The organism is Streptomyces sp. NBC_00726, from assembly GCF_045161735.1.
In the GTDB taxonomy this organism is placed as follows: domain Bacteria; phylum Actinomycetota; class Actinomycetes; order Streptomycetales; family Streptomycetaceae; genus Streptomyces.
The window spans coordinates 2,431,409-2,444,514 of record NZ_CP108983.1 but is presented as its reverse complement, the minus strand read 5'-3'; the positions used below and the strand labels follow the sequence as shown (position 1 = coordinate 2,444,514).

The following is a 13,106-nucleotide window of genomic DNA, read 5'->3' as shown; positions in this document are numbered from 1 at the left end:
ATGGTGATCACGGCGGCCGTGAACGTCACCTCGCAGGACGCCGGGGTGGCCGACCGGCTGAGGGAGGTGCGCAACGCCAACCTCACGGCCTGGGAGGCGCGGCTGCGGGACGCGCAGCGCACCGGTGAACTCCCGGAGCGGGTGAACCCCCGTGCCCTCGCCGGGTACTTCGCCACGATCATCCAGGGCATGTCGCAGCGCTCCTGTGACGGGGCGGGCCCGGAGGAGCCGGCCGAGGTCGCCGAACTGGCGCTCGCCGCCTGGCCCGGGGAGCGCGAGGGCTGAGCGCACGCGGGAAAACCCGCCCTGGGGGCGGGTTCCACGGGGGTCGGGGGCGGCGCTGCGCGGGTCAGAGCTTCAGGTCCCACTGCGTCGACTCGTACGTGAAGCCGGGGCTGACCTCCACGGTGAGGCTCTTCGCGTCGACCGGCGCGTCGAACGCGTAGAGCACCGTGGCCTTCTTGCCGGGCAGGATCGTGCCGGTGAAGCCCGTGCCGACCTTGTCGTCGAAGATCTGCTCGGCGTCGACCCCGTCCTTCCCGGCCCGTCCCTCGACGGTGACCAGCGTGGAGTCGAACTTCTCCTTGCCCGCGTTCTCGATCACGACGGCCACCTGGTACGCCTTGTTGCCCTTGGTGTGACCGGCTGCGAACTCACCGGGGGAGTACTTCGTCGCGTCGCCGACCGTGACCGTGAGGTCGTCGTCGTACACGATCGCGTCACCCGCCTCCAGCGCCTCACCGGTGGGCTTCTCCTCCTTGCCGGCCTTGTCGTCGCCGGACTTCCCCTTCTCCGTGCCCTTGCCGGTGCCCCCGTCCGTCTTCGGCTTCGCGGACCCCTTCGTGTCGGACACCGCCGCGTTCAGGTCGTCCACCGCGTCGTCCACCGCCTTGAAGGTGATTACCGCGCCCACCACCGACATGATCAGCGCGATCAGCGCGAGGACCGTGCCGAACGTGGCCATGTTCTTGTTCGTCGCCTCGCCCCTCTTGGCGCGGCCCCGGCCGACGAGCCCCAGGATCAACGCGATCGTCCCCAGGATGCCCGCCAGCCAGAAGAGGAGCGGGATGAGGCCCGACACCGCGCCGATGAGCCCGAGGATCAGGGCGGCGATGCCCAGCCCGTTGCGCGCGGGGCGCAGGCCGGGCGCGTGAGCGGGGCCGTACGGCTGCTGAGGCTGGGGGTGCGGGGGCTGCGTGAACTGGGACATGGGTGTGCCCTTCGGCAAGTGCGGGATGAGTGGTGAGCGGTCCACCTGATGCCGCTCGTTCAGCGGCAGGTCAATCACAGCATCATCTGTGAACCGAGTCAACACGGTTCACGCGAAACGGGTTCATGCACGCCGTGAATCGGTGGCAAGTGCGCTGCTGTGTACAGGTCGGTATGCTCGCCACCCGGCGCACAACCGTGTGCGCTAAGTTGCGGTCGACCCGCCAGCGGTACAGCACAGGGAGACAGCAAGTGCCGGAAAACGCGACAGAGGTGACCGCCGCCGGGATCGCCCGCCTGGCGGGCGTGGGCCGCGCCGCCGTCAGCAACTGGCGCCGCCGGCACGCCGACTTCCCCCAGCCCGTGGGCGGCACCGAGACCAGCCCGTCCTTCGCCCTGTCCGAGGTCGAGCGATGGCTCCGCGACCAGGGCAAGCTGGTCGAGGTCCCCCTCCGCGAACGCGTCTGGCAGCAGCTCGCCGGCCACCCGGCCGGCCCCGTCACCGCCCTCGTCCACACCGGCTGCGCCCTGCTCCTGGTGAACCGCAGCCCCGCCGCCTGGCGGGAGATCACCGGCGTGTCCGACGAACGGATGGCCGGGGTGCTCTCCCTCGCCCTGGACGACGCCCTCGCCGACTGCTTCGGCCCCGCCGGGAACGGGCGCGCCGTCCGCACCCCGGACCGCGCCGAGCTCCTGCCGTCCGTACCGCTGCTGCGCGGCGCCGCCGAGCTGGCCGCCGGTACCGGCGTTCGCGAGACGTACGAATTCCTGCTCGGCCGTCAGCTCGACGCCAACCCGCGCCAGTACACCCTGACCCCGCCCGGACTCGCCGAGCTCATGGCGGAGCTGGCCGGCACCGGCGGACCGGCCGTGCGCACCGTGCTCGACCCCGCGGCGGGCACCGGCGCCCTGCTGACCGCCGCCCTGGACCGTGTCCGGACAGCCCCCGACACCACCGGCCGCCCCACCGCCCTGCACGCCCAGGAGAGCGACCCCGGCCTCGCCGCCGTCACCGCACTCCGCCTCGCCCTGCGCACGGCGGACACCCCGCGCACCGCGGACACCCCGCGCCCCACCCCCCGCAACCGCACCCTCGACGTGCGCACCGGGGACACCCTGCGCACCGACGCCTTCCCGCACCTGGCCGCCGACGCGGTGCTCTGCCACCCGCCGTTCAACGAGCGCAACTGGGGCCACGACGAACTCGCCTACGACCCCCGCTGGGAGTACGGCTTCCCCGCCCGCACCGAATCCGAACTCGCCTGGGTGCAGCACGCCCTGGCCCGGCTGCGCGACGGCGGCACCGCCGTCCTCCTGATGCCGCCCGCCGCCGCCTCCCGCCGCTCCGGCCGCCGCATCCGCGCCGACCTCCTGCGCCGGGGCGCCCTGCGCGCCGTCATCGCGCTCCCGGCCGGCGCCGCACCCCCGTACGGCATCCCGCTGCATCTGTGGGTGCTCCGCAGGCCCGGCACCGAGCCGCAGCCCACACCCGAACTGCTGCTGATCGACACCGCCGAGCCCGCCGAGCAGACCACCGGCGGCGGCCGGGACCGCCTCGACCTGACCGCCCTGCGCCACGCGGTGCTCGACGCCTGGCACGCGTACGAGGGACAGCGACCGCAGCCCGGCGCACCGCACTCCGCCGCCTCCCGCACCGTCCCCGTCATCGAACTCCTCGACGACGACGTCGACCTCGCCCCCGCCCGCCACCTCCCGTCCCCCGCCGCCACCGGCGGACCCGCCGAGCTGACCGGCGTACGGGAGCGGCTGACCACGACCCTGGGCCTCGCCACGCGCCTCACCCCGCCGCCGCCCGCCCCCACCGCACCCGCGCACCGCCCGCTCACCACCATCGGCGAACTCGCCCGCGCCGGCGCCCTTCAGCTCCGGCACGGCGGCGCGGGCACCGGGACCGGACCCGTCCTCACCGAACACGACGTACTCGGCGCCACCCCGCCCTCCGGCGCCCCGGTCACCGGCGGCACCCCCGAGGAACCCGTCCTGGTCGCGGCGGGCGACGTCGTCGTGCCCGTGCTCGGCGGCGTCACCGTCGTCCGGGTCGTGGACGAGGCCACCGCGGGTGCCGCGCTCGGCCGCAACCTCCAGCTGCTGCGCCCCGACCCGGCGGTGCTCGACCCCTGGTTCCTCGCCGGCTTCCTGCGCGGCACCACCAACAACCGGCAGGCCAGCAGCCACGCCTCCACCGCGACCCGGCTCGACGCCCGCCGCCTCCAACTGCCGCGCCTGCCGCTGGCGGAGCAGCGGCGCTACGGCGAACGATTCCGCGCACTCGCCGCGTTCGAGGACGCACTGCGGCTCGCCGGCCGCCTCGGCGGACAACTCGTCCAGGGCCTCTACGACGGCCTGACGGACGGTACGGTCACACCGGATTGACATCCTCCCCGCCCTTGGAGGGCGGGGATTCCTGGCTCACGTTGGCCGGGGACCTGCGGTCCTGCGGCTCTTACACGATCGGCACCAGCCGGGTTGAGACCAGCCCGGACCAGCATCACGCGTGCGGAGTTCTTGTCCCTGGGGGACACGGTTCCACAGGCGGTGCAGGTGTAGGTACGTTCCGAAAGGGGAAGTGCGTGCTTGGTTCTCGCTCCGCACCGTGCGCAGTCCATCGTGGTGTGCGCGGGATGCACGAGACGGATGTCCCGTGCGTGCTTACGGCCCATCTCGATCAGGGCGGTCTTGGTGGCGCTGATCGCGGCGTCGGCTGCTTTGCGGGCCATGCTGGTCTTCGCCAGGAACTTCGGGCGGAAGTCCTCGACGGCGATGGCGTCGTGGTCGCGGACGACGGACTTGGCCCACTTGCGGGCGGTGTCCTGCCGCTGCCGGGCGACCTTCTTGTGCAGCTTCGCCGTCTGTCGCTGGGCTCTGCGGTAGCCCTTGGACGCGGCCTGTCCGCGTGCGGGGCGGCGGCGGGCCATCATCCGCTGATAACGCCCCAGCCTCCGCGCCGCGCTCTTCCCATGTTCAGGGTGGGGCAGGTCGTGGGCATCGGACGTGGTGGCGGCCGTCTCCTTCACACCCCAGTCCACGCCGAGTACGCGCCCGGTGGCGGGCAGCGGCTCGGTCTCAGCGGTGACGACGAACGACGCGTACCAGTGCCCCACACTGTCCCGGTACACCCGCACCGAGGACGGCACGGACGGCAGCTCGCGGGACCACACCACCGTCACAGCGATGCCGCCCGCCAGGTGCAGACGGCCGTCCTTCAGGCGGAAGCCGCGCCGGGTGTAGTTCAGCGTGGGCAGCGCATCCCGCTTCCGCTTGATCCGGGGCATCCCGGCCCGCCGCCGCACCGGCACCTTCGCCTTGATGTCCTTGACCGCTTTGGCGCGGGACTTGGCGAAGTCCCGGATGACCTGCTGCTGCGGAACCGACGCACCTCCACGCAACCAGGACATCGACCGTCGTGCTTCGGTCAGCAACCCGTCCAACTGCGCCGGGCCGCACGTCTTCTTCTCAACCGCGTCGCGGTTCGCGGCATGGACCTTGCGGGACATTGCCACGCACTCGTTCCACACCCACCGACACCGCGCCCACTCACCCTCCAGCTGGGCGAGCGCGGACGACGGCACACGTAACCGAAAGGTGTACCGGGCAAGCCCGGAACCCTGCTCAGCCACCGCTGTCGCCGCCACGATCCGCAACCTAACAGCCCCCACTGACAACGAAAGAAAGCACAGGCCAGGACCGATGTGGAGCGAACTCCGCCGCTTCGCGGCTCCGCCCCAAGGACCCATTCCTCCCCGCCCTGAAGGGTGAGGCATCCTTGGAGAACCAGGAGTGACCGGAACCACAACGGTTCCGCGCAACCCCAAGCCCTCTGTCGGTGTCGCCCCTTACGCTCGGATCCGCACGCACGCACATGTGCGCGCGGACGTTTCACGACCAGGCAATCCAGGAGCAGCCATGTACGCCCCGGGTCTTCCGCCCACGGCGCCGCGCCGGGTCCCCGGCAGGGCCTGGATCGTCTCCATGCGCGTGCTGTTCACCCTGCTCGCGGTCTGTTCCTTCGGCATCCTGCTGTGGGCGCCGCTGCTCCGGCTGGCGTTCGTCCGCCGCCGGGCCCTCGACTGGTGGACCGCCGGCGCCGGCTTCGTGTTCGTCTGCGTGCTGCTGCCCGTCCTCGGCAGGGACGAGCCGAACGTGGAGGCGCACGGCATCGACAACGTGCTCATCCCGCTGCTGCTCCTGGTGCTGGCGGGCGCCTGTGTGCACTACCTCGTCGCCGACGTACGTTTCTACGCGCACCTGACCGGGAAGGCCGCCGGCTTCCCGCAGGCGGGCCCCGGCTACGCATACGCCGCCACCGTGCCCACCCCGCCGTACGGACAGCCGCATCCGCAGCCCTACCCGCCGTACCCCAACCAGCAGCACCCCAACCAGCAGCATCCCCACCAACAGCACCCCAACCCGCTTCCCCCCACCCGCTGCCCCCAACCGGAGGACGCCCGACCCGCCCCGCCCCAGCGCATCGACCAGGTCCGCGCCGAGCTGGACGAGCTGAGCGACTACCTCCGCAAGGAGGAGGGCCGGTGAACGGTCGCCTCATCGGCGGGCGGTACGAGCTGGCGACGATCCTCGGCCAGGGCGGCATGGGCCAGGTCTGGACGGCCTACGACCAGCGCCTCGACCGCCGGGTCGCGGTCAAGCTGCTGCGCCCCGACCGGGTCACCGGACCCGTCGGCAGCGCGGCCGCCGACGAGCTGCGCCGCCGCTTCGTCCGCGAGTGCCGGGTCACCGCACAGGTGGACCACCCGGGCCTGGTCACCGTGCACGACGCCGGCAGCGACGGCGACGACCTGTTCCTCGTCATGCAGTACGTGGAGGGCGCCGACCTCGGCGACCACCTCGCCGAACACGACCCGTACCCCTGGCCCTGGGCCGTCGCGGTGGCCGCGCAGCTGTGCGCCGTCCTCAGCGCCGTGCACGCCGTGCCGATCGTCCACCGCGACCTCAAGCCCCGTAACGTGATGGTCCGTCCGGACGGCACCGTGCTCGTCCTCGACCTCGGCGTCGCCTCCGTCCTCGACACCGACACCACCCGCCTCACGCACACCGGCTCGCCCATCGGCTCCCCGGCCTACATGGCCCCCGAGCAGGCCATGGGCGGCGCGGTCGGCCCGTACACCGACCTCTACGCCCTCGGCGTCCTGCTGCACGAACTGCTCAGCGGCGATGTGCCGTTCGCCGGGTCCACCGCCCTCGGCGTGCTGCACCGGCATCTGTACGAACCACCGCTGCCGGTCCGCCGCATCCGGCCCGACATCCCCGAGGCGCTGGAAACGCTCGTGCTGCGGCTGCTCGCCAAGGACCCGCAGCACCGCCCGGACAGCGCCCAGGAGGTGTACGAACACCTCGCCCCGCTGCTGCCCGCGAGCGGTTCCCGGCCGCCCGCCGGGCCACTCGACCCCACCCGCCCCTTTCTGCGCCCGCACGCCCCCTGGCCCGACCGCGCCACCGCCCCGCCGCCCGCCAGGCCCGCCGCCCCGCCCGCGCGCACGGACGTCGCCGCCGCCGTGGACGAGGTCAAGCGGCTCCTGGGCGAGGGCCGCATCACCCAGGCCGTGGACATGCTCGGCGGGCTCCTCCCGGTCGCCGCCGAACAGCACGGGTCCGGCTCCCCGGTGGTCCGCATCCTGCGCAAGCAGTACGCGGCGACCCTCATGGACGACGGCCAGTACCGCCGCGCCCTGCCCGAACTGCGCAGGCTCGCCGACGACCGGGCCGCCGAGGCGGGCCCCGCCGACCCGCAGACCCTCGGCTACCGCTGCGACGTCGCCCAGTGCCTGGAACAGCTCGGCGAACCCGCCGCCGCGCTCGCCGAATACCGCGCCGTGCTGCCGTACTACGAGAACCAGTACGCCACGGGCAACGACCCGGCACGCTCGTACGAGATCCGCCACCGCATCGGGCAACTGCTCCTCGCCCTCGGCGACCACGCGAACGCGCGCGCCCAGCTCCAGGCCCTGCTGTACGACACCGAGCGCACCTACGGCCCGCACCACCCGCTGCCCGTCGAGCTGCGCCGGCAGCTGGAACGCCAGCTGGAGGTCCGGGGCGGCTGAGCCCCGGACGGGCCGTTCACCCGATGGCCGCCCACCGGCCACACCGGGCTCCGGAAGGCGACACATCGACCGGTTGATGTACATGGGTGCTGATCTCGCTGGTGGTGCCTTGTTACAACGAGGAAGAGATCCTCGAACGCTTCCATGAACGCGTCACGGACGAAATGTCCCGCCTCGGGCACGCGTTCGAGGTTGTTTACGTCGACGACGGAAGCGCCGACCGGACCCTGCCCCTCATCCAGGAACTGGCCACCGCCGACCCGCGCGTCCGGTACGTCTCCTTCAGCCGCAACTTCGGCAAGGAGGCCGCCATGCTCGCCGGTCTCCAGCACGCCGAGGGGGACGCCGTCGTCCTGATGGACGCCGACCTCCAGCACCCGCCGGAACTGGTCGGCCGCATGCTCCAGGAACACGCACGCGGCCACGACCAGGTCATCGCCCGCCGCACCCGCACCGGCGACCGCGTCACCCGTACCCTCACCGCACGCGCCTACTACTGGCTGATCAACCGCCTGGTGGACGTCGAACTGGTCGACGGCGTCGGAGACTTCCGGCTGCTGTCCCGCCGCGCGGCCGACGCCGTGCTCTCGCTCACCGAGTACAACCGCTTCTCCAAGGGCCTCTTCGCCTGGGTCGGCTTCCCCACCACGACCTTCAGTTACGAGAACGCCGTACGGGAACAGGGCCGCTCCGCCTGGACCTTCGGCAAGCTCCTCAACTACGGCCTCGACGGGCTGCTCTCCTTCAACAACAAGCCCCTGCGCGCCGCCCTCTACCTCGGCCTGCTCCTCACCTCCGTCGCCCTCGCCTACGCCGCCTGGATCGTCGGCGTCGCCCTCGTGCGGGGCGTCGACACCCCCGGTTACGTCACCCTGCTCGTCGTCGTCACCGCGCTCGCCGGCGTCCAGATGATCCTCGCCGGAGTCGTCGGCGAATACGTCGGACGCATCTATTACGAGGTCAAGCGCCGCCCGCACTTCCTGGTCAAGGCCACCAACACCCGGACCCGCGAAGCCGCCGCAGAGCCGGAGCCCCGGGAGTTCGTACGCCGATGACGGTCACCGCACAAATGACACGTTTCGTTCTCGTGGGAGTGGTGAACACCGGCACGTACTACGGCTGCTATCTGCTGCTCCTGCACGTCCTGCCCTACCTCGCCGCGCACGCCCTCGCCTTCGCGCTCAGCATGACCGGCTCCTTCTTCCTCACCTCGTACGTCACCTACCGCACCCGGCCCACCTGGCGGAAGTTCCTGCTCTTCCCGCTCACCAACGCGGCAAACTTCGTCATCACCACCGGCGGGGTCTATCTGCTGGTCGACATCGCAGGATTCAGCAGCCGTTACGCCCCGCCCGTCGCGGCCGCCGCGGCCATTCCGGTCACCTTCGCGCTCTCACGCACGATCATGCTGCGACCGGACACCCCGCCGAAAACGGCCGAACGCGTCGGCTGAGCCGCCCGCCGGCAGACCACATCCCCAACTCCTTCCGAATCGTTGGTCGAATCAGTGGCCCGGACCGGTTCCACTCCCTAACATCGATCACCGCAAGGCTTTGTGCATCCGCGCACAATCTCCTCGGGAGGCTCCTTTGCACCGCCGCCGTCGCACCGCGCTCACCGTCGCCGCCGCGCTCCTCGCCGCAGCGCCGCTCCTCTCCGCCTGTGGCAGCCAGGCCCACCCCGGCGCCGCGGCCGTCGTCGGCGGCGACCGGATCACGGTGTCCACCGTGCAGGCGCAGGTGGCCGACGTACGCGAGGCGCAGGGCTCGTCCCCGCAGTCCGCCCAGCTCACCGACCAGTCCGGCCAGCTGGCCCGCGCCAAGCTGCACGGGCTGATCCTGGACCGCGTCCTCGACCGGGCCGCGGCGGACGCAGGCGTCACGGTGAGCCCCGCGGAGATCCAGCAGATGCGGAAGTCCGCCGTCGCCCAGTACAGCGGCGAGAAGGGGCTCCAGCAGGCCGTCCTCCAGGAACGCTGGCTCGCCCCCGGCCAGATCGACGCCTTCCTGCGCGAGCAGATCCAGATCACGAAGCTCGGCCACGCCCTCGGCGCCGACCCGTCCACACCCGAGGGCACCCAGGCCATCGGCGACGCGCTCACCAAGGCGTCCAAGGCGCTGAACGTCGACGTCAACCCCCGCTACGGCACCTGGGACAACCAGCAGATCCAGCTCGCCGACTACAAGGCCCCCTGGATCTCCCAGGTCACCAAGCCCGACCAGGCGGCCGCCGAGGCCGGGGCCTGAGCCCCCTGCGACGGCCGGGTAGATTCGGTGGCGTGAACGCTGAAGACCCCGGCCGCATCGTCCTGCTCACCGTCAGCCACCGGGTCGCGCCCGGACTGCTCTCCTGGCCCGCCTGGCAGGCGCTGCACGGCGCCGACGAGGTGCGCTGCGGCGAGCCGGAGCAGCCGCAGCTGCCGTATCTGGGCGAGGCCGGCGTCACCGTCACCCCGGGCGTGCCCGACGCCCAGGAGCTGGTGGACGCCTGCGCGGGCGGCCGCACCGTGGTCGTCCTCACCGGCGGCGCGGGCAATCAGCCGCTCACCGACGGGCTGGCCCGGCTGGCCGGCTCCGGACGGGTGCGGATGCCCGATCTGGAGCTGCTGCCCGGCGCGTACGACCTGCCGGGCGCCCGGCTCCTCGACCTCGTCCAGGTCATGGACCGTATTCGCATCGAGTGCCCCTGGACCTCGCGGAAGACACACAAGGGCCTCGCCAAGTACGCCATCGAGGAGGCGTACGAGCTGGTCGAGGCGATCGAGGACGGCGACCGCGAGGAACTGCGCGAAGAACTCGGGGACGTACTGCTCCAAGTCGTCTTCCACGCGCGCATCGCGGAGGAGGACGAGGAGGAGCCGTTCTCCGTGGACGACGTCGCCGGCACCCTCATCGAGAAGCTGATCCACCGGCACCCGCACGTCTTCGGCGACGAGACCGCCGAGACCCCGGAGGACGTCCACGCGCACTGGCTGCGCACCAAGGCGATCGAGAAGCAGCGCGCTTCCGTCACCGACGGCGTACCCCTCGGCCAGCCCGCCCTGGCGCTCGCCGCGAAGCTCGCGAGCCGGGCCCGTACCGCCGGCCTCGACGTCCCGCTCCCCGAGGGCGACGACATCGGCTACCGCCTCCTCGCCCTCGCCGTACGGGCCCAGCAGGAGGGCATCGACCCGGAGGCCGCCCTACGCGCCGCGGGCCGCGCGTACCGGGACGCGATCCGGACGGCGGAGGGCACCGGATAACGTCGGGGAGTGAACGACTGCCCCGCCGACAGCCCTGCCGACCGTCCCGCCGAAGCCGCGTCCGTACCCGCCGGCTGCCCCGCCCACACCTCGTCCGCCGCCGTGCCGCCCGCGCCCGAGCTCTTCACCTGGGAGTTCGCCACCGACCCGTACCCGGCGTACGCCTGGCTGCGCGAGCACAGCCCCGTGCACCGCACCACGCTGCCCAGCGGGGTCGAGGCATGGCTCGTCACCCGGTACGCGGACGCCCGGCAGGCCCTCGCCGACTCCCGGCTGTCCAAGAACCCGGCGCACCACGCCGAGCCCGCGCACGCCAAGGGGAAGACCGGCATCCCCGGGGAGCGCAAGGCCGAGCTGATGACGCACCTGCTCAACATCGACCCGCCCGACCACACCCGGCTGCGCCGCCTGGTGTCCAAGGCGTTCACGCCCCGGCGCATCGCGCAGTTCGCGCCCCGGGTGCAGGAGCTGACGGACCGGCTCATCGACGGGTTCGTGGAGAAGGGGGAGGCCGACCTGATCCACGAGTTCGCCTTCCCGCTCCCCATCTACGCGATCTGCGACCTGCTCGGCGTGCCCCGCGAGGACCAGGACGACTTCCGGGACTGGGCGGGAATGATGATCCGGCACGGCGGCGGGCCGCGCGGCGGGGTCGCCCGGTCCGTGAAGAAGATGCGGGCCTATCTGCTCGAACTGATCCACCGCAAGCGCGAGGACCTGGGCGACGACCTGATCTCCGGGCTGATCCGGGCGAGCGACCACGGCGAGCACCTGACCGAGAACGAGGCCGCGGCGATGGCCTTCATCCTGTTGTTCGCCGGCTTCGAGACGACCGTGAACCTGATCGGGAACGGCGTACACACCCTGCTGAACCACCCCGCCGAGCGTGCGCGGCTGCAACGCGCGCTGGCGGCGGGCGACCGCGAGCTGCCGGCCACCGGGATCGAGGAACTGCTGCGCTACGACGGCCCGGTGGAGCTTGCCACCTGGCGGTTCGCCACCGAGCCGCTGACCATCGGCGGGCAGCGCGTCGCGGCGGGCGATCCGGTGCTCGTGGTGCTCGCGGCGGCCGACCGGGACCCCGGGCGGTTCGCCGGACCGGACATCCTGGACCTGTCGCGGAGTGACAATCAGCACCTCGGCTACGGTCACGGCATTCATTACTGTCTGGGAGCGCCGCTCGCCCGGCTGGAGGGACAGACCGCGCTCGCCACCCTGCTGACACGCCTTCCGGACCTGCGACTTGCGGGAGAATCAAGCGATTTGAGGTGGCGCGGCGGACTCATCATGCGCGGACTGCGCACGCTGCCGGTGCAATTCACGCCCGGAGCGCGCGCCGGGGAAAGTGACACTCTGTCAACTCTGTGACTTTCGCGTGATCTCTACTGCATCGACTTGTGACTCACGTTCGAGTTTCGCTAGGTTCACCGTTCGACGCACCAGTCGCTTGTCAGTCACACGGAAGGCATCTCCCATGGGCTCCGCGAACGGCAGACACCGCCGCCCTCGTCAGGCACCCGCCATCGTGGTCGCCGCAGGCGTCACCGGCTCGGCGATCGCCATCCCGCTGCTCGGCGCCGCGAGCGCGCACGCCGCGGACGCCGCGACCTGGGACCGGGTGGCCGACTGCGAGAGCGGCGGGACGTGGAGTGCCGACCTCGGCAACGGCTCCTACGGCGGTCTCCAGTTCACGCCGGAGCTGTGGAAGGCGTACGGCGGTGAGGCTTACGCCGAGCGCGCCGACCTCGCCAGCCGCTCGCAGCAGATCGCGGTGGCCGAGCGGGTCCTGGCCGCCAAGGGTCCGAAGGCGTGGCCGAGCTGTGCGGTGATCTCCGGGCTCACCAAGGCCGCGGGCGCGGCGGACGCGGACCAGGGTGACGAGGACGAGGACGGGCCCGCCCGGAGCGCCGACTCGGGGCTCGACGCCGGTCTCGGCACCGATCCGGTGGACGACGCCTCCTCGGGCTCGTCGGCCACCGGATCGGACGAGGCGTCCGGCGCGGCCGCCACGGGCAAGGAGGCCGGCAAGAGCTCCGGCAAGCACGCGGGCAGGAGCGCCGAGGAGAAGGCCGGCGCCTCCGCTTCCCCGTCCGCCGACCCCACGGGCACCCCGTCCGCCGCGGACGGCCCGTCCGGGACGCCCTCGGCGGACACCTCGGCCGACCCCTCCGCGGACCCCTCGGCCGGTGAGACGGGCGGCGCGACGGACGACGCGCGGGCGAAGGGCGGCAAGCACCGGGGCGCCCCGGCCGCCGACGACGCCGGGACGGCCGACGGGCGCGACGCGGGCCGGCACGCCTCGCGGGGCGACGGCGACGCGCGCGACAGCGCCACGGGTCCGGCCGACGGCACGTACACCGTACGGCCGGGGGACAACCTCTGGGCGATCGCCGACGCGCAGGACCTGCCCGGCGGCTGGCCCGAGCTGTACGAGGCGAACAAGGACGAGGTGGGCTCCGACCCGGACCTCATCCTGCCCGGTCAGAACCTCGATCTGGGCCTCGGTGATCCGGCCCCGGACCAGGTCGCCGAGAGCGCCGGATGAGCCGTTGGAGCCCCCTGCGCTTTGGGTG

General features: G+C 72.3%; 12 protein-coding genes. 10 read left to right on the top strand and 2 right to left on the bottom strand.

What is annotated here, in order from left to right:
* Positions 1-285, top strand: a complete 285-nt coding sequence (locus tag OG338_RS10760; RefSeq protein WP_405937104.1) for a TetR family transcriptional regulator C-terminal domain-containing protein — start codon at positions 1-3, stop codon at positions 283-285.
* Positions 286-349: 64 nt separating this feature from the next.
* On the opposite strand, the gene OG338_RS10755 is transcribed toward OG338_RS10760, so the two are convergent.
* Positions 350-1,210 (bottom strand): DUF4190 domain-containing protein, encoded by an 861-nt coding sequence (locus tag OG338_RS10755; RefSeq protein WP_405937103.1) that lies wholly within the window; start codon positions 1,208-1,210, stop codon positions 350-352.
* 251 nt (positions 1,211-1,461) lie between these two features.
* On the opposite strand from OG338_RS10755, the gene OG338_RS10750 reads away from it, so the two are divergent.
* A complete protein-coding gene (locus OG338_RS10750; protein ID WP_405937102.1) occupies positions 1,462-3,603 on the top strand; it encodes an N-6 DNA methylase in 2,142 nt (713 codons plus the stop codon).
* Here OG338_RS10750 and OG338_RS10745 read toward each other — a convergent pair.
* Positions 3,564-4,862: an RNA-guided endonuclease InsQ/TnpB family protein gene (locus OG338_RS10745; protein WP_405937101.1), complete on the bottom strand. Its 1,299-nt coding sequence runs from the start codon at positions 4,860-4,862 to the stop codon at positions 3,564-3,566. The two genes, OG338_RS10750 and OG338_RS10745, sit on opposite strands and share 40 nt — an antisense overlap.
* A gap of 271 nt (positions 4,863-5,133) precedes the next feature.
* Here OG338_RS10745 and OG338_RS10740 point away from each other — a divergent pair, with 271 nt between their 5' ends.
* The 8 genes from OG338_RS10740 to OG338_RS10705 all read left to right on the top strand — a co-directional run bounded on the left by OG338_RS10740 (position 5,134) and on the right by OG338_RS10705 (position 13,078).
* Complete coding sequence (locus OG338_RS10740; protein ID WP_405937100.1) at positions 5,134-5,763, top strand: hypothetical protein; 630 nt, start codon at positions 5,134-5,136, stop codon at positions 5,761-5,763.
* Positions 5,760-7,292, top strand: coding sequence for a protein kinase domain-containing protein (locus tag OG338_RS10735; RefSeq protein ID WP_405937099.1), 1,533 nt, complete (start codon positions 5,760-5,762; stop codon positions 7,290-7,292). Before OG338_RS10740 ends, OG338_RS10735 begins: the two co-directional genes overlap by 4 nt.
* An 86-nt stretch (positions 7,293-7,378) precedes the next feature.
* The gene (locus OG338_RS10730; RefSeq protein WP_405937098.1) at positions 7,379-8,347 is read left to right on the top strand and encodes a glycosyltransferase family 2 protein; all 969 of its coding nucleotides are present in this window, start codon (positions 7,379-7,381) and stop codon (positions 8,345-8,347) included.
* Positions 8,344-8,745, top strand: a complete 402-nt coding sequence (locus OG338_RS10725; protein WP_405937097.1) for a GtrA family protein — start codon at positions 8,344-8,346, stop codon at positions 8,743-8,745. Before OG338_RS10730 ends, OG338_RS10725 begins: the two co-directional genes overlap by 4 nt.
* A 136-nt stretch (positions 8,746-8,881) precedes the next feature.
* Positions 8,882-9,538, top strand: a complete 657-nt coding sequence (locus OG338_RS10720; protein ID WP_405937096.1) for a SurA N-terminal domain-containing protein — start codon at positions 8,882-8,884, stop codon at positions 9,536-9,538.
* A 32-nt stretch (positions 9,539-9,570) separates the two neighbouring features.
* On the top strand, positions 9,571-10,533 hold the full coding sequence (locus tag OG338_RS10715; RefSeq protein ID WP_405937095.1) for a nucleoside triphosphate pyrophosphohydrolase: 963 nt from the start codon (positions 9,571-9,573) through the stop codon (positions 10,531-10,533).
* Between the two features lie 9 nt (positions 10,534-10,542).
* Positions 10,543-11,901: a cytochrome P450 gene (locus OG338_RS10710; protein WP_405937094.1), complete on the top strand. Its 1,359-nt coding sequence runs from the start codon at positions 10,543-10,545 to the stop codon at positions 11,899-11,901.
* A 106-nt stretch (positions 11,902-12,007) separates the two neighbouring features.
* Positions 12,008-13,078 (top strand): transglycosylase family protein, encoded by a 1,071-nt coding sequence (locus tag OG338_RS10705; RefSeq protein WP_405937093.1) that lies wholly within the window; start codon positions 12,008-12,010, stop codon positions 13,076-13,078.
* Positions 13,079-13,106: the final 28 nt, after the last annotated feature.

Bases quoted from the DNA above. Each gene is read 5' to 3' on its own strand.
- OG338_RS10740 (WP_405937100.1), top strand. From the start codon at position 5,134: ATGTACGCCCCGGGTCTTCCGCCCACGGCGCCGCGCCGGGTCCCCGGC.
- OG338_RS10705 (WP_405937093.1), top strand. From the start codon at position 12,008: ATGGGCTCCGCGAACGGCAGACACCGCCGCCCTCGTCAGGCACCCGCC.
- OG338_RS10760 (WP_405937104.1), top strand. From the start codon at position 1: ATGGTGATCACGGCGGCCGTGAACGTCACCTCGCAGGACGCCGGGGTG.
- OG338_RS10725 (WP_405937097.1), top strand. From the start codon at position 8,344: ATGACGGTCACCGCACAAATGACACGTTTCGTTCTCGTGGGAGTGGTG.
- OG338_RS10755 (WP_405937103.1), bottom strand. From the start codon at position 1,210: ATGTCCCAGTTCACGCAGCCCCCGCACCCCCAGCCTCAGCAGCCGTAC.